Below are 16,187 nucleotides of genomic sequence, written 5' to 3' on the forward strand. Positions count from 1 at the left end.
TTTAGTATATGCAATATTTAAAAACTCTAGTTTTATTTTTAGCATTTGGTAGTATTTTAAATGCTCAAAATGGTAGAAATCCTCTTTTAGCGACTAACCCAATAGCACAACAGCAATGGGTTGATAAAACTTACAATGCCATGACATTGGACGAAAAAATCGGTCAATTGTATATGGTACAAGTGTTTTCTAACCAATCTCAAGCACAAAAAAATAAAATTGTCGAGCTAATTAGAGATTACAATATTGGAGGATTAATTTACTCAAAAGGTGGTCCAGTAAGACAAGCTAAATTAAATAACGAACTTCAAGCTGCAGCTAAAACACCATTGTTAATTGGTATGGATGCAGAATGGGGTTTAAGCATGCGTTTGGATTCTACGTACGCGTTTCCTTGGAATATGACTTTAGGAGCTGTTAAAAATAAATTTTTAATAGAACAAACTGGTCGTCAGTTAGGAGAACATTGTAAGCGTATTGGTGTTCATTTTAATTTTGCTCCTGTTGTTGATATTAACACAAATCCTAATAATCCAATTATAGGAAACCGTTCTTTTGGTGAAGATCGCGATAATGTTACAGAAAAAGCTTTAGCTTTTATGAAAGGTATGCAAAGTGCTGGTGTTTTAGCTAATGCCAAGCATTTTCCTGGTCATGGAGATACTGAGGCAGATTCGCATAAAACCTTACCAACTGTTGGTTTTGATGCAAAACGTATAGATTCTATTGAGATTTATCCATACAAAAAACTAATTAAAGAAGGATTGTCTAGTGTGATGGTAGCACATTTAAATATACCAAGTTTATCGCAAAGTGAAGGCTTTCCTTCAACATTATCAAAAAAAATTGTTACGGATATTTTAAAAGACCGTTTACAGTTTAAAGGTCTTATTTTTACAGATGCATTAACCATGAAAGGTGCAGCAGATTTTGTTCAGCCAAATTTAGATGGAGGACAATCTAACAGTGGTGTGACAGGTGGAGAAATTGATTTAGCTGCTTTTTTAGCTGGTAATGATGTTATGTTAATGTCAGAAGACGTACCCAAAGCCATTGCTAGAATGAAAATTGCGTTTAAAAACGGAATTATAACTGAGGCACGTTTAGAGCATTCGGTTAAAAAAATACTGATGGCAAAATATAAAGTAGATTTACATAAATATAAGCCAGTTGGTATCTATAATATAGTATCTGATTTAAACCGAATTAAAGATGATGCATTATATGAAATGCTAATGGAAAATGCTATAACTATAGCACGTGACCAAACAGACCAATTACCATTACGTAACCTTGAAACTAAATCTATAGCCTACGTTAAATTAGGTGATAGCGATGAAAGTGCTTTTGTTTCTGAATTAAAAAAATATGCTAAAGTACATGAGATTTCAGCAGATAATTTAGAGCAATTAATGACTAAGCTTCAAAATTATAATACGGTTATTGTTGGGTTTCATAAATCTAATGCAAGTCCTTGGAAATCATATAAATTTTCAAAAAAAGAAAAGTTATGGCTAGAAAAAATAGCTGCCACTAATAATGTAATTCTAGATGTTTTTGCTAAACCATATGCGTTATTAGACTTAAAATCGGTTGAAAATATTGAAAGTGTTGTAGTTAGCTATCAAAATAGTAAAATAGCACAAGAAAAATCAGCTCAATTAATTTTTGGAGCTATTCCTGCTCGTGGTACTTTACCAGTATCTGCTGGAGAGTTTTTTAAGCTTGGTTCTGGAAAACAAGCTAATGCTTTAGAACGTTTAGGATATACAATTCCTGAACGTGTAGGTATGTCAAGTTATGCTTTAAAAAAAATTGATTCAATCGCTAATTATGCTGTAAATGGTAAAATGACACCAGGTATACAATTGGTTATTGCTAGAAAAGGTAAGGTGATTTATAATAAAAACTTTGGAAAACATACCTATGAAGGTAATCAACCTGTAACTAGTGAAGATATTTATGATGTTGCCTCATTAACAAAAATTGTAGCGACATTACCATTATTGATGGAATTAGAAGAAAAAGGTATAGTGTCCTTAGATACTAAACTTTCAGAAATTATTCCTTCATATAAAAATTCAAATAAAAAAAATGTGACTTTAAAAAAAATGTTGTCACATTATGCACAATTAAAACCATGGATTCCTTTTTATTTTAAAACTTTAGATCCTGAAACTAAAAAACCTTCAGATAAATATTACAGAAAAAATAGTACGCAAGGATTTTCTATTAAAGTCGCACCAGAATTGTATTTAAGAGATGATTATATGGACTCTATAAATACCAGAATAAAAGATACTGATTTATTATCAAGATTACGTTACAGGTATAGTGATTTACCTTACTATATTTTAAAACAATTTATTGAATCTCACTATAACAAACGTTTAGACGAGTTAACAGCAGATCGCTTTTATAAATCCTTAGGTGCTAATAATACCATGTATAATCCATACTATAAAATCCCAGATAATCGCATCGTCCCATCAGAAAATGATGATTATTATAGGTTTCAAAAAGTACAAGGTTATGTACATGATATGGGAGCAGCTATGCAAGATGGAGTAGGAGGTCATGCAGGTATTTTTAGCAATGCCAATGATATAGCCAAAATCATGCAATTGTATTTGCAAAAAGGGTTTTATGGCGGAAAACGCTATTTTAAAACTGAAACTCTGGATAAATTTAATACCTGTTATTATTGCGAAAGCAACAACAGACGAGGTATTGGTTTTGATAAACCACAATTAGGTAATGTTGGACCAACTTGTGGTTGTGTTAGTATGACCAGTTTTGGTCATTCTGGTTTTACAGGGACTTACGCTTGGGCTGATCCATCTGAAGAAATCGTTTATGTGTTTATGGCTAACCGTACTTATCCAACATCTAAAGGTCCTAATATGTTATTAAGAGAAGACATAAGAACTAATATTCAAGCAGCAATTTACGAAGCAATTATAGATTAATTTGTAAAGAATTTAAATTTAAGAGACTAAGTTAAAAACTAAAGATTAAATGAAAATAGGTATTGTTTGTTATCCAACATTTGGCGGAAGTGGAGTTGTAGCAACCGAATTAGGTTTGGAGTTATCTAAACGTGGACACGAAATCCATTTTATAACATACAATCAGCCAGTTAGGTTAGAATTGTTGGGTAATAATGTTCATTTTCATGAAGTTAGTGTTCCTGAATATCCTTTATTTCATTATCAACCTTATGAGCTTGCTTTATCTAGTAAGTTAGTAGATATGGTAAAGCTTCATCAAATTGAAGTATTGCACGTACATTACGCTATACCACATGCTTATGCAGCTTATATGGCTCAAAAAATGTTAAGAGAAGATAATATTTATGTACCTATAGTAACGACTTTACATGGTACAGATATTACTTTAGTTGGTAGCCATCCGTTTTATAAACCTGCAGTTACATTTAGCATTAACAAATCCGATGCTGTAACAGCTGTGTCACAAAGTTTAAAAGACGATACGTTGCGTTTATTTGATATTAAAAATGAAATTAATGTTGTTACAAACTTTATAGATATTAGTAAATTTAATAATAATTATACAGATTGCCAGCGAGCTATGATGGCAACAGATGACGAAAAAATTATTACACATATTAGTAACATGCGTGAAGTTAAACGTATTCCTGATGTAATTAATATATTTAATGCTATTCAAAAAGAAATTCCTGCAAAACTAATGATGGTTGGTGAAGGACCTGAACGTGAACCAGCTGAGCGTTTATGTGAAACTTTAGGAATAAGCGATAAAGTTGTGTTTTTTGGTAATAGTAATGAGATAGATCGAATTTTATGCTTTTCAGATTTGTTTTTATTACCTAGTAAAACTGAAAGTTTTGGTCTGTCAGCTTTAGAGGCTATGGCATCAGGAGTACCTGTAATATCTAGTAACACAGGTGGAATTCCTGAGGTTAATAAGGAAGGATTTTCAGGATACTTAAGTCCTGTTGGTAATGTTGAAGATATGAGTAAAAATGCAGTTCATATCTTAAAAGATGAAACCGTTTTAAATCAATTTAAAATAAATGCGAAACAACAAGCAAAACATTTTGATATACACCAAATTGTACCTCAATACGAAGCCATTTATCAAGAGACTCTAAATAAATGTAAGATTTTAAATTAAATAAAAAAGCCACCTGTAAAAGGTGGCTTTTTTATTGTTTATTACCATCATTTAGAATCTATATCTAACTCCTAATGCTATATCAAAATCTAGATCATCACTATAGTCACCAAAACCTAATTCTGGTCTAAAATCTAGTGATAATTGTAGAGGGAAATCAAAATTGTATTCAATTCCAATATCACCAGCAGCAAAAATAAATGTTTCATCATCAATAGCATTGTTCTCAAAGCTATAAGATCCAACACCTCCACCAACACCAGCGTACCAATTAAAATCACCATCTAAAACCCAAACCCATTGGTATAAACCTGCTAGTTTAAATCCATCAAAAGCATCTCCAGAACGCCATCCCAAATCTACTTCTAACCTATTATTATCACCTAATGCACGTTGGTATGATATTTCAGCACCAAAACCATCACTATCACCTAAACGCAAACCTATAGCATTATCGCTAATGTCTTGTGCGTAACTAAAAGTTGCAAAACCAAAAATGGCTAATGCAAATAAAAAATATTGTTTCATAAAAAGTTAATTATTAATTAATGTAAATACGTTTTAAATCAGTTTATAGATTATGTGACACAAATATATTGTTAAAACAAACAGTTTTTTCTTAATTAAACTTTAAAATTCATGCAAAAGAAAGACTGATAAACAGATGTTTATCAGTCTTTACTAAACTAAAACTAACCAACTATGAATTTCTATTTTACAATAGAAACATCAATTCTTCTATTTTTTGCTCGTCCTTCAGCAGTTGCGTTGTCAGCAATAGGTTCAACAGATCCCATTCCTTTTGTATCAATACGTGCTGTTGCAACTCCCATTTCAACTAATTTATTTTTAACAGAAAGTGCTCTACTTGCTGATAATTTGTTATTTCCTGCTACAGAACCTGTATTGTCTGTATGACCTCTAAATAATACTTTTACGTTTGGATAAGCTTTCATTATAGCTGCAACATTTTCAATTTGATTCATTGAATTAGCATCTAAAGAAGATGAGCCTGTATTAAAATATAGTCTATCAAAAGCATAATATTTACCAGCTTCCATTTTTCCATCTTTGATATAGCTTAAAAAGTTGTCTTCAAAACCACCTTCAGGAATACTTAATTTTGTTCCATTTGGTAAGTCAGAACTAAAAAAGTTTCCGATAGCTTCACCAAAAGCATTAACCACATTTCCAGACGCATCAACAATACCTCCAGCAACATTACTTATTGCGTTTCCAGCAGCATCAACAGCGTTTCCTGCTGCGTCTACCGTTTTATCTATAGTATTTCCAGCAGCATCAACAACATTTCCTGCTGCATCTACTGTTTTGTTTATTGCATTCCCAGCAGCATCAACAACATTTCCTGCTGCATCTACTGTTTTGTTTATTGCATTCCCAGCTGCATCAACAACATTTCCAGCTGCATCTACTGTTTTATCTATTGCATTCCCAGCTGCATCAGTTACACCGTTTGCTGTATTTTTTATAGCTCCTGTTGTTTCGTTTGCTGCATTTTTTACATTATCCATTATAGATTTCTCACTATCACATCCTTTTATTAAAAAGAAAGCTAGTAACAGTCCAATAATTCCAATTGCCCAAGGCAAAATTCTTTTAATTAATGAGCCACCTGACTTAACAGCATTAGAGGCAGTATTTGCAGCAGCTCCAGTAACTTTTCCAGCACCATCAAATACTGCTTTTCCAGCACTTCCAGCTAATCCTGCAGCTCCTCCTACAACTTTTCCAGTACCACTAATTACAGATTTACCAGCATCACCAGCTAAACCAGCAGCTCCACCAATAATTTTACCAGCACCATCAACAGCTGCTTTTCCTGTGTTTCCGGCAAATCCTAAAGCTCCACTAGCAAGATTTCCTAATTTATCAGATAGTCCTGAAAAAGAACTTAAGCCCAATAAAGATAGTAGTCCAGCTGGAGCAAACTTGTCTAAAAAACTTCCTTGGTTAGATAGTAAACCTACAAAACTTCCTAAATCCATTCCAGATGCTTTTTGTTTTCCTAAAACTCCTCCTAATACAGATCCTGCAACATTTAAAATAGATGAAGAAGACTCTTTACCCATTCCAGAAACAGAACTTACTAAGTCAATAACACCTGATACTTTTTCGCCTAATATATTTTTGACAAAATCTAATCCTTTATTTAAAAATCCTTCTGATTGTTCTCCTCCTGTATTTAAAGTTCCTGCTAAATTATTAACAGTACTTCCATCTCCTAACATACTAAAAATAGATTTTGCACCTTCTGGTGAAGACGCTTTATCCATCATTCCTCCTAATAAAGCAGGTGCAGCAGCCATAAGTCCTTTTTGGATGTTATCCTTTTGTTCTCCTCCAACAAGAGAAGATACTTTATCAAGTACATTATCAGATAATTGATCTTTAAATAAGTTTAGTAGATTTGTTGCCATTTGTTTATTGTTTTATGTTAATAATTACAGATACAAAGATATTTTTCTAAATAGCTTTAGTATTTTTGTTGTTTAACATAATGATGTTTATCGGTAAAACGTATTATTTTCACGTCTAAATACCATTTTTCTTAACTTAATTTTAATTTTATTTAGTAGTATGGATTTAAAAAGCTTAAAAAACAGCTTGTTAGGAGACTTGTTTTATGATGATTTAACCAAATCTATTTATGCAACAGATGCTTCTGTTTATAGAATGCTTCCGTTAGCTGTGGCTTATCCAAAAAATAATAATGATTTAAAACTATTAATTCAGTTTGCTACACAACACAAAACGTCTTTAATACCAAGAACAGCAGGAACTTCTTTAGCAGGTCAATGTGTAGGAGAAGGTATAGTAGTTGATGTTTCTAAATACTTTAATTCTATAATATCTTTTGATCAGTTTAATAAAACGGTTACTGTTCAACCAGGAGTTGTTCGTGATCAATTAAATAACTACTTAAAGCCCTACGGACTATTTTTTGGGCCAAATACTTCCACATCTAATAGGTGTATGATAGGTGGTATGGTTGGTAATAATTCATCCGGAACAACATCTATTAAATATGGTGTAACACGTGATAAGGTTATAGAGCTAAACACTGTTTTAAGCGATGGTAGCGAAGTTATTTTTAAAGCATTGTCAACAAAAGACTTTAATAATAAACTAAAATTAGAAAGCCTAGAAGGTCAGATTTATAATCAAATTAATAATAATGTACTTACAAATGAAGCTAAAGCTGAAATTAATAAACATTATCCTAAACAAGAAATACATCGAAGAAACACAGGTTATGCAATTGACCAATTAGTAAATAATGAAACCATTAATTTATGTGATGTATTAACAGGAAGCGAAGGGACTTTAGCATTTACTACTCAAGTAACCTTAAAATTAGATGATTTACCTGATGAAAACAGAATTATGGTAGCGATGCACTTTACAACTATTGAGGCCTGCTTAATAGCTGTAAACCCAGCAATGGAACATGATTTGTATACTTGTGAAATGATGGATAAAACCATTTTAGATCTTACAAAACATAATAAAACCCAACAAGAAAACAGGTTTTTTATTGAAGGTGATCCTAAAGCGATTTTAATGTGTGAAGTCAGAGCTAAAACCCTTGAAGAGGCTAAGCTTAAAGCTAATAATTTAATCGCTACAACTGAAAAACAAACCAAAAGTTATGCTAACCCTATTTTAATAAACAATCAAATAGATAAAGCAAATAATTTAAGAAGTGCAGGATTAGGTTTGTTAGGTAACATGATAGGAGATAAAAAAGCAGTAGCTTGTATTGAAGATACAGCTGTTGCTTTACCAGATTTAGCCAATTATATACAAGAGTTTACAGCCTTAATGAAAGGTTATAATCAAAATGCAGTGTACTATGCTCATGCAGGAGCAGGCGAGTTGCATTTACGTCCTATTTTAGACTTAAAACAACAAGAGGACGTTAAGTTATTTAGACAAATAACAACAGATGTCGCTTATTTAGTTAAAAAATATAATGGTTCTTTTAGTGGAGAACATGGAGATGGTATAGTAAGAGGTGAATTTGTTAAACTAATGATTGGCGATAAAAACTACCAATTATTAAAAGAAATAAAATCAACTTTTGATCCAAATAACATCTTTAATCCAGGAAAAATTATAGAGGCTTATCCAATGGATGAGAATTTAAGGTATGAGATAAATAGGACTGAACCTATCATTGAAACCATTCTAGATTTTTCTAAAACTGAAGGGATTTTACGTGAAACCGAAAAATGTAATGGTTCTGGAGATTGCCGAAAATTACCAGAGTTTGGTGGGACAATGTGTCCTAGTTATCGTGCTACAAAAAACGAAAAGGATACCACTAGAGCTAGAGCAAATGCACTACGAGAATTTCTTACTAATTCTGAAAAAAATAACAGATTTAATCATACAGAATTAAAACAAGTTTTTGACTTATGTTTAAGTTGTAAAGCTTGTGCAAGCGAGTGTCCAAGTAGTGTAGATGTAGCAACTTTAAAAGCGGAGTTTTTATACCAATATCAAAAAGAAAACGGTGTATCTATTAGGACTAAAATGTTTGCTTATAATGATTCGTTAAACCAATTTGGAAGACGTTTTAAAGGACTTACAAATTTTACGTTTTCTAATCCTGTGACGTCTTTTATTATTAAAAAAAGTTTAGGTATAGCTATTAAAAGGAGCTTGCCTTTATTGTCAAGTAAGACTTTAAAATTTTTTTATTTAAAAACTGAAAAACAGATAATTAGTAACATTAAAAGTGATGTTATTAAAACTATTTATTTGTTTAATGATGAGTTTACTAATCAATTAGATTCTGAAATTGGTAAAGATGCATTACAGCTTTTAAAACAATTAAATTACAAAGTTAAAGTTGTTAAAAATGCAGAATCTGGTCGTGCATTTATATCTAAAGGGTTATTAGAACAAGCTAAAAAAGTCGCTAACAATAATGTGAATTTATATAAAGATTTAGTTTCTAAAAACACTCCATTAATTGGTATTGAACCTTCGGCTATTTTGTCTTTTAGAGACGAATATCCAAAGTTAGTCGACGACAAAATTTCCGCGAAAGCGATTGCCAATAACACCTTTTTAATAGAGGAATTTTTATCTAACGAAATCGCTATTGGTAACATTACTTCGGATCAATTTACAACTGAAGCCAAAGTGATAAAATTTCATGGTCATTGTCATCAAAAAGCACAGTCCAATCAAATACATAGTTTTAATGTTTTAAACCTTCCTAAAAATTATAAGGTAACTTTAATACCTAGTGGTTGTTGTGGTATGGCAGGAAGTTTTGGATACGAAAAAGAACATTATGACGTCAGTATGGCTGTTGGTGAGCAAACCCTATTTCCTGCTGTTAGAAAAGCCTCAAAAGCAACTGTTATTAGTGCTAATGGAACGAGTTGTAGACATCAAATAAAAGATGGAACGCAGCGTAGAGCTTTGCATCCAGTAACTATTTTAAGACAAGCTTTGTTATAACTATTCAGTGATATTAAAATCTGTTAAGATTTGTGTATTTGTCGCTGATAAACTAGTTGGTAATGTACTAAGATCCATGCCAGATTGTTGTAAAAGTGCAAGTATTGTAGCATTTAAACTAAAAGAAATATTAGCTTCTGCTTGTATTAAACCAATGTCTTTAGCATAATGACTTACAATGCTTAATACCTCTTGAGAGTCAACTATTGGAAGAGATTGACTTATTCCAAATTGAGTTATAGTAATACTTGCTGTTAGGTTCAATGCTATTTTGGCAGAGGTTACAGTTTGATAATCAATAGTATTTACCACGTAGCTTTCTAAGTTTTGTAATTGTTTACTACTTAAGGTATAGTTAATAGTTACTGGATAACCTTCAATATCTTGAGTAAATGTATCTGATTGTGAAGACAATTCGGTTTCATTCTCAGCTGAAGTATTATAAAGTAAAGCATTATCTATTTCTATTTCAAAATCAAATCCTTCAATTGGTAATTGTATGCTACCATTGGATGTTAAAGTCGTTTCGGTAAGCGATAATTCTCCAGAAGTTAAAATACCACTCATGATTCCGTTAGCTAAATCACCTTGGTTAACCGTTAAATTATAACCAGTATTGGATTCACTTTCTACCATTAATAGGTCTGTATTTACAGTAGTTTCATTAGTGTTATTATTAAGGTCAGTAACTAGGTAGGTCCAACTGTTGTCTAGGTGTAATGGGAAGAAGTTTCCCGTAAAAGCTACTTCATTATTATCCGTATTATCTGAGTCATCATCAGAACAATTAAAAATTACAAGACTTAAAAATAGGAGAGTGATTAACTGTTTAAAATTCATTTATGTGTTTTTTATAAAATTACATAAATATACTTAAAACGAGGGTTATCAAATGCTTATTTGATTTTTTTAAGAGGTTTCATAATGGTTATAGCAGCAATTAACTCTTGTTCGGACATTTCTTTTAAATCTTCATCTGCAAAAAAAGCCGAGAGTTTGTCGTCACTATATTTATATAATTTCCAACGTTTAAACTGATACTCTAAAGCAGTAAAATTTTCTACCCAGTCTCCAGAATTAAGATAGGTTGTTTTCCCTTTTTTTGTTTCGATAATTTCATTTTTTGGTTGGTGGATATGCCCACAAACCACATAATCGTAACCATTTTCAATAGCTAAATCTGTTGCAGTAGTTTCAAAATTACTAATATATTTTACTGCTCCTTTAACACTGTTTTTTATTTTTTTGGATAGTGAATAACGTTCTTTTCCAAGGGTTACTAATATCCAATTTATAAATCTATTAAATAAAATTAAAAGGTCATAACCATAACCACCTAGTTTGGCTAACCATTTTGCGTTTTGGATGGAGGCGTCAAATACATCACCATGAAAAAACCATGCTTTTTTTCCGTCTAATTCTAAAACCAATTTATTGACAATAGAAATATTACCGATTTCAGAGTCTGTAAATTTTCTAAGCATTTCATCATGGTTTCCAGTGATGTAAGTTACTTTTGTGCCTTTAGTAGCTAAAGACACAATCTTTTTAATAACTTGCATATGTGATTTAGGAAAGTAGCGCTTGCTGAACTGCCAAATGTCTATAATATCTCCATTTAGGATCAAATGTTTGGGTTCAACACTGCTAAGATAAGTCAATAACTGTTTGGCATGACAACCATAAGTGCCTAAATGCACGTCTGATATAACAACAATTTCAACTTTTCTTTTTAATTTCAAGGGATTCGTATGTTTTCAATAGATTATAAGCAAAGATTAGTTTCTATTGTTAATCAAACATTAATGGATAATTATCTAATTATAAGTTAATTGTTAAGTTATCATTATCAATTTTTTTAAGATGAAATTATTAACGTTTTGTTTGACTGTTATTTATGACTATTTTAGCGTAAATTAATTTATTTATGGCAGGTAATAGCTTCGGAAACTTATTTAAACTAACCACTTTTGGAGAGTCACATGGTGTTGCAATTGGTGGGATTATTGATGGATGCCCTCCAGGTATTGAATTAGATTTGCATGCCATACAAGCAGAAATGGATAGACGTAAACCTGGTCAATCTGCTATTGTTACACAACGTAAAGAGCCAGATGAAGTTAAGTTTTTGTCAGGTATTTTTGAAGGCGTTACAACAGGTACACCAATTGGTTTTGTTATTGAAAATGCAAACCAAAAATCTAAAGATTATTCGCACATAAAAGATAGTTACAGACCAAGTCATGCAGATTATGTGTATGATAAAAAATATGGTTTTAGAGATTATCGTGGTGGTGGACGCAGTTCTGCACGTGAAACAGCCAGTCGTGTTGTTGCAGGAGCTATAGCAAAACAAATGCTTAACAATGTAAAGATTAATGCGTTTACATCCTCTGTTGGAGATATATTTATAGATAAGCCTTATCAAGATTTAGATTTTTCTAATACAGAAAGTAATGCTGTACGTTGTCCAGATTCAGCTACAGCTGAAAAAATGATAGATCGTATTAAACAAATCCGTAAAGAAGGAGATACTATTGGTGGAACAGTAACTTGCGTATTACAAAATGTACCTATTGGATTAGGAGAACCTGTTTTTGATAAATTACATGCCGAATTAGGTAAAGCCATGTTATCTATTAATGCTGTAAAAGGTTTTGAATATGGAAGCGGATTTTGTGGTGCTAAAATGAAAGGTAGTGATCACAACGATCAATTTAATATTGATGGCACAACTAAGACTAATTTATCAGGAGGAATTCAAGGAGGAATTAGTAACGGAATGGACATCTATTTTAGAGTGGCTTTTAAACCTGTAGCGACTTTAATACAAAAATATGAAACCATTAATAAAGAGGGAGAAATTGTAGAAATGCAAGGTAAAGGTAGACATGATCCTTGCGTTGTACCAAGAGCTGTACCTATAGTTGAAGCTATGGCTGCATTGGTTTTAGCAGATTATTTTTTAATAAATAAGACCTACTAAACATACTTTTAATTACTAAACTAACAAACACTTAAGATTTATATAAAGCATATGAAAAAACTTGCACTACACTGGAAAATAATTATTGGAATGATTTTAGGAATCATTTTTGGATTTTTAATGAATAGCGTAAGTGGAGGTAAAGACTTTGTAACCGATTGGATTGCTCCTTTTGGTAAAATATTTATCAATTTATTAAAGCTTATTGCAGTGCCTTTAATATTAGCCTCTTTAATTAAAGGAATTTCTGATTTAAAAGATATTTCTAAAATTAAATCTATGGGATTGCGCACCATTGGTATTTATATTGGTACAACCGTAATCGCAATTATAATTGGTTTAAGTATTGTAAATATTGTTAAACCAGGTGTGGGAATGCCTAAAGAGACCATTGAAAAAATAAAAACAACTTATCAAGGTAATGCAGATGTCATGATTGGTAAAGCAAAAGCGACTCAAGATGCTGGACCATTACAAGCTTTGGTAGATGTTTTTCCTAGTAATATTTTTAAATCTTTTGCAGAACCAGCAATGCTTCAAGTTATCTTTTTTGCTTTGTTTGTTGGAATTTGTTTATTGTTAATTTCAGAGAAAAAAGCAAAACCATTAATAGACTTTTTTGATTCTTTAAATGAAGTGGTAATGAAAATGGTAGATTTAATCATGCTTTTTGCACCTTATGCAGTATTTGCTTTAATGGCTAACGTCATTATAGCTTTTGACGATACAACCATTTTAGTCAAACTTTTAGGTTATGCAGCATGTGTAGTTGTTGGATTATTTTTAATGATTTGTTTTTACATGTTACTAATTAAATTAGTGACTAAAAAATCACCTTTATGGTTTTTAAACAGATTTAGTCCTGCGCAATTATTAGCGTTTTCTACTTCAAGTAGTGCTGCGACTTTACCAGTAACAATGGAGCGTGTTGAAGAGCATTTAGGTGTTGATAAAGAAGTTTCAGGATTTGTTTTACCTGTTGGAGCTACTGTAAACATGGATGGAACTAGTTTATATCAAGGGATTGCTGCTGTTTTTATCATGCAAGTAATTTGGCCAGAGGGATTGACATTAACCAACCAATTAGTCATTGTTGGAACAGCTTTATTAGCCTCAATAGGTAGTGCAGCTGTACCAAGTGCAGGAATGGTAATGTTAGTTATTGTACTGGAAGCTATTGGTTTTCCAGCCGAATTATTACCAATTGGACTAGCGCTTATTTTTGCAGTAGATAGACCTTTAGATATGTGCAGAACTGTTGTTAACGTAACAGGTGACGCTACAGTGTCTATGTTAGTAGCCAAATCCTTAGGAAAACTTCATGATAATCCTGTGCCAAAAGAATGGGATGATAATTACGATAAAGTAAAATAATCTAAACAATGGAAGGATTTGGTGACATAGTATCTGTAAACTGGTTAAAAGCTAATTTAAATCATCCACAACTTATAATTTTGGATGCGACTATAGCTAAAGTCACAGAAGTGGAAAATACTACAACAGAATTACAAATACCAAATGCTCGTTATTTTGATATTAAAAAGGATTTTAGTGATGTTTCATCACAATTTTCTAGTACCATTCCCTCGGAACAACAATTTGAGCAATCTGCTCAACATTTAGGCATACAACAAGACAGCTATATTGTTGTTTATGATACAAAGGGTATTTACTCTAGTCCTCGTGCTTGGTGGTTATTTAAAACCTTTGGACATAATAATGTAGCCGTTTTGGATGGTGGTTTCCCAGAGTGGAATGGTCAAAAAGGTAAAACAGAAATTAAGGCTAAAGCCGAATATATGACTGGTAATTTTAAAGCAAAATATAATCCTAGTAATGTTGTGTATTTTGAATCTTTAGATGTTATATGTAAAGACGAAAATTTTAAAATTATTGATGCCAGATCTACAGAAAGATTTACCTCTAAAGTACCAGAACCTAGAGTAGGATTAAGATCAGGACATATTCCAAATTCTATAAATTTACCTTACACCTCAATTTTAGACACAAGTCAATTTAAATCTAAAGATGATATCGTAGCTATATTTAATACTTTTGCTAAAGCTAAACAACATTTAGTGTTTACTTGTGGATCAGGTATAACAGCATCTATATTAAGTTTAGCAGCAACCACATTAGGTTATACTAATAGTGTTTATGATGGCTCGTGGACAGAATACGGAACTTTAACAGCAACAACTATGGACAACCCTAAATTATGGACTAAAGACCAATTGCTAGCTTATATTTTAATATTTGTAGCACATTCTGATTTAGACGAAAGCAAAAAGGAAAAAGAATACATTTTATCAAGAGTAGATACAACTGTTTATAAAAAGGTACACGAAAAATTTGAACAAGATAATGACTATCAAAGTATTCAAAATATAATTGAAGCTGTAAAATCTCATGATTACTATCGTAATGATTTAGCCGATTTGTTTGCCGATATAAAACTTATGGCATTTGCTGATGGAGATATGGACCAAATGGAACATATGGCCTATAATTTACTTAAAAAAGTATTAAAGTAAATTACGTTTTTAATCTATAAACTTCGCTTTTAATTCAGGAGTAGGTATCATACAAGATTCTTTTTTACCATACCATTTATATCTGTTTTTTGCCACAAAATCATAGACTAGATTTCTTATAAAAGTTGGAACTATAAAAAATATAGTCATTAAATTATTAGGAAACCCAAGTCGTTTAGCAATGTGTAAAGCTGCTGTAGATTTAATTTTTAGTCCTTTAGCTTCATTGTATAATAAAATAGAATCTGTTGCAGTGGTGTCTAAATTATATTTATCAATAATCTGTTTACCAATGGTACTTTGTAAAGGTGCAAATAAAAAAGCATTGTTCTTATCGCGTTTAATAACGTAAAGTACAGAGCTGTTGCATAAATTGCAAACACCATCAAAAAGAATTAAAGATTTGTCTTTTGGTAATTTTTGCATATCACAAAAATAAATTAATATATTTACATAAATCAATTTTATGAAAACTTTACAACAATGGTTTGACAGCTACGCAGTCAGTCACCAAAACCCAACTAATATTTCAATTCATTTTATTTGTGTTCCAGCTATATTTTTTAGCGTAGTGGGTTTATTTATGTCTATACCTTCAGGTGTATTAAGCACGTTTTTACCACATCCAATTATTGCTAATTGGGCATTTGTTGTTTTAGTAGTGATTTTAGTATTATTTTACTTTAGACTGTCTGTAAAAGTTGGGATACAAATGCTATTATTTTCTGCATTTTGTTTGATACTTAATTATTACATTGCTCAATATGTTTCCATTTTATATTTCTCAATAGCGCTATTTGTAATTGCTTGGATTGGTCAATTTTATGGTCATAAAGTTGAAGGTCAAAAACCTAGTTTTATTGATGATTTACAGTTTTTATTAGTTGGACCTGCTTGGGTTATGTACAAGTTATTTGGTAAGTAATTAGATCTTATTTTTATTGCTTTATAGCATATTTAGTTTTAGTGGTTTTCGATACAATTTGTTCATGCCTCACCAATCCCTTAAAGTG

The 16,187-nt window shown here is 31.5% G+C and carries 12 protein-coding genes; 7 read left to right on the forward strand and 5 right to left on the reverse strand.

What is annotated here, in order from left to right:
* Nucleotides 1-8: 8 nt before the first annotated feature.
* The gene (locus ITB9_RS01395) at nucleotides 9-2,969 is read left to right on the forward strand and encodes a glycoside hydrolase family 3 N-terminal domain-containing protein (protein ID WP_054850828.1); all 2,961 of its coding nucleotides are present in this window, start codon (nucleotides 9-11) and stop codon (nucleotides 2,967-2,969) included.
* Nucleotides 2,970-3,018: 49 nt separating this feature from the next.
* The gene (bshA, locus tag ITB9_RS01400; RefSeq protein ID WP_054850829.1) at nucleotides 3,019-4,158 is read left to right on the forward strand and encodes an N-acetyl-alpha-D-glucosaminyl L-malate synthase BshA; all 1,140 of its coding nucleotides are present in this window, start codon (nucleotides 3,019-3,021) and stop codon (nucleotides 4,156-4,158) included.
* Between the two features lie 51 nt (nucleotides 4,159-4,209).
* Here bshA and ITB9_RS01405 read toward each other — a convergent pair whose 3' ends face one another.
* Nucleotides 4,210-4,686 (reverse strand): hypothetical protein, encoded by a 477-nt coding sequence (locus tag ITB9_RS01405; RefSeq protein WP_054850830.1) that lies wholly within the window; start codon nucleotides 4,684-4,686, stop codon nucleotides 4,210-4,212.
* 182 nt (nucleotides 4,687-4,868) lie between these two features.
* Nucleotides 4,869-6,596: an OmpA family protein gene (locus tag ITB9_RS01410; protein ID WP_054850831.1), complete on the reverse strand. Its 1,728-nt coding sequence runs from the start codon at nucleotides 6,594-6,596 to the stop codon at nucleotides 4,869-4,871.
* Nucleotides 6,597-6,756: 160 nt separating this feature from the next.
* On the opposite strand from ITB9_RS01410, the gene ITB9_RS01415 reads away from it, so the two are divergent.
* Nucleotides 6,757-9,654: an FAD-binding and (Fe-S)-binding domain-containing protein gene (locus tag ITB9_RS01415; RefSeq protein ID WP_054850832.1), complete on the forward strand. Its 2,898-nt coding sequence runs from the start codon at nucleotides 6,757-6,759 to the stop codon at nucleotides 9,652-9,654.
* On the opposite strand, the gene ITB9_RS01420 is transcribed toward ITB9_RS01415, so the two are convergent.
* On the reverse strand, nucleotides 9,655-10,494 hold the full coding sequence (locus ITB9_RS01420; protein ID WP_054850833.1) for a hypothetical protein: 840 nt from the start codon (nucleotides 10,492-10,494) through the stop codon (nucleotides 9,655-9,657).
* Between the two features lie 56 nt (nucleotides 10,495-10,550).
* On the reverse strand, nucleotides 10,551-11,396 hold the full coding sequence (locus ITB9_RS01425; RefSeq protein ID WP_028290638.1) for a UDP-2,3-diacylglucosamine diphosphatase: 846 nt from the start codon (nucleotides 11,394-11,396) through the stop codon (nucleotides 10,551-10,553).
* 185 nt (nucleotides 11,397-11,581) lie between these two features.
* Here ITB9_RS01425 and aroC point away from each other — a divergent pair, with 185 nt between their 5' ends.
* The 3 genes from aroC to ITB9_RS01440 are packed head-to-tail and all read left to right on the forward strand — an operon-like array spanning nucleotide 11,582 to nucleotide 15,174.
* Nucleotides 11,582-12,640 (forward strand): chorismate synthase, encoded by a 1,059-nt coding sequence (gene aroC / locus ITB9_RS01430; protein ID WP_054850834.1) that lies wholly within the window; start codon nucleotides 11,582-11,584, stop codon nucleotides 12,638-12,640.
* Nucleotides 12,641-12,691: 51 nt separating this feature from the next.
* On the forward strand, nucleotides 12,692-14,014 hold the full coding sequence (locus tag ITB9_RS01435; RefSeq protein WP_054850835.1) for a dicarboxylate/amino acid:cation symporter: 1,323 nt from the start codon (nucleotides 12,692-12,694) through the stop codon (nucleotides 14,012-14,014).
* Nucleotides 14,015-14,022: 8 nt separating this feature from the next.
* On the forward strand, nucleotides 14,023-15,174 hold the full coding sequence (locus ITB9_RS01440; protein WP_082395987.1) for a sulfurtransferase: 1,152 nt from the start codon (nucleotides 14,023-14,025) through the stop codon (nucleotides 15,172-15,174).
* A 9-nt stretch (nucleotides 15,175-15,183) separates the two neighbouring features.
* On the opposite strand, the gene ITB9_RS01445 is transcribed toward ITB9_RS01440, so the two are convergent.
* On the reverse strand, nucleotides 15,184-15,600 hold the full coding sequence (locus ITB9_RS01445; RefSeq protein ID WP_054850836.1) for a thiol-disulfide oxidoreductase DCC family protein: 417 nt from the start codon (nucleotides 15,598-15,600) through the stop codon (nucleotides 15,184-15,186).
* Nucleotides 15,601-15,640: 40 nt separating this feature from the next.
* On the opposite strand from ITB9_RS01445, the gene ITB9_RS01450 reads away from it, so the two are divergent.
* Nucleotides 15,641-16,099 carry a DUF962 domain-containing protein gene (locus tag ITB9_RS01450; RefSeq protein WP_054850837.1) on the forward strand — a complete coding sequence of 153 codons (459 nt, stop codon included), beginning with the start codon at nucleotides 15,641-15,643 and terminating at the stop codon, nucleotides 16,097-16,099.
* Nucleotides 16,100-16,187 lie beyond the last annotated feature (88 nt).

Origin of the sequence: Olleya sp. ITB9 (assembly GCF_001315805.1) — a bacterium.
In the GTDB taxonomy this organism is placed as follows: Bacteria; Bacteroidota; Bacteroidia; order Flavobacteriales; family Flavobacteriaceae; genus Olleya; species Olleya sediminilitoris.

Bases quoted from the DNA above. Each gene is read 5' to 3' on its own strand.
- ITB9_RS01395 (WP_054850828.1), top strand. From the start codon at position 9: ATGCAATATTTAAAAACTCTAGTTTTATTTTTAGCATTTGGTAGTATT.
- bshA (WP_054850829.1), top strand. From the start codon at position 3,019: ATGAAAATAGGTATTGTTTGTTATCCAACATTTGGCGGAAGTGGAGTT.
- ITB9_RS01405 (WP_054850830.1), bottom strand. From the start codon at position 4,686: ATGAAACAATATTTTTTATTTGCATTAGCCATTTTTGGTTTTGCAACT.
- ITB9_RS01410 (WP_054850831.1), bottom strand. From the start codon at position 6,596: ATGGCAACAAATCTACTAAACTTATTTAAAGATCAATTATCTGATAAT.
- ITB9_RS01415 (WP_054850832.1), top strand. From the start codon at position 6,757: ATGGATTTAAAAAGCTTAAAAAACAGCTTGTTAGGAGACTTGTTTTAT.
- ITB9_RS01420 (WP_054850833.1), bottom strand. From the start codon at position 10,494: ATGAATTTTAAACAGTTAATCACTCTCCTATTTTTAAGTCTTGTAATT.
- aroC (WP_054850834.1), top strand. From the start codon at position 11,582: ATGGCAGGTAATAGCTTCGGAAACTTATTTAAACTAACCACTTTTGGA.
- ITB9_RS01435 (WP_054850835.1), top strand. From the start codon at position 12,692: ATGAAAAAACTTGCACTACACTGGAAAATAATTATTGGAATGATTTTA.
- ITB9_RS01440 (WP_082395987.1), top strand. From the start codon at position 14,023: ATGGAAGGATTTGGTGACATAGTATCTGTAAACTGGTTAAAAGCTAAT.
- ITB9_RS01445 (WP_054850836.1), bottom strand. From the start codon at position 15,600: ATGCAAAAATTACCAAAAGACAAATCTTTAATTCTTTTTGATGGTGTT.
- ITB9_RS01450 (WP_054850837.1), top strand. From the start codon at position 15,641: ATGAAAACTTTACAACAATGGTTTGACAGCTACGCAGTCAGTCACCAA.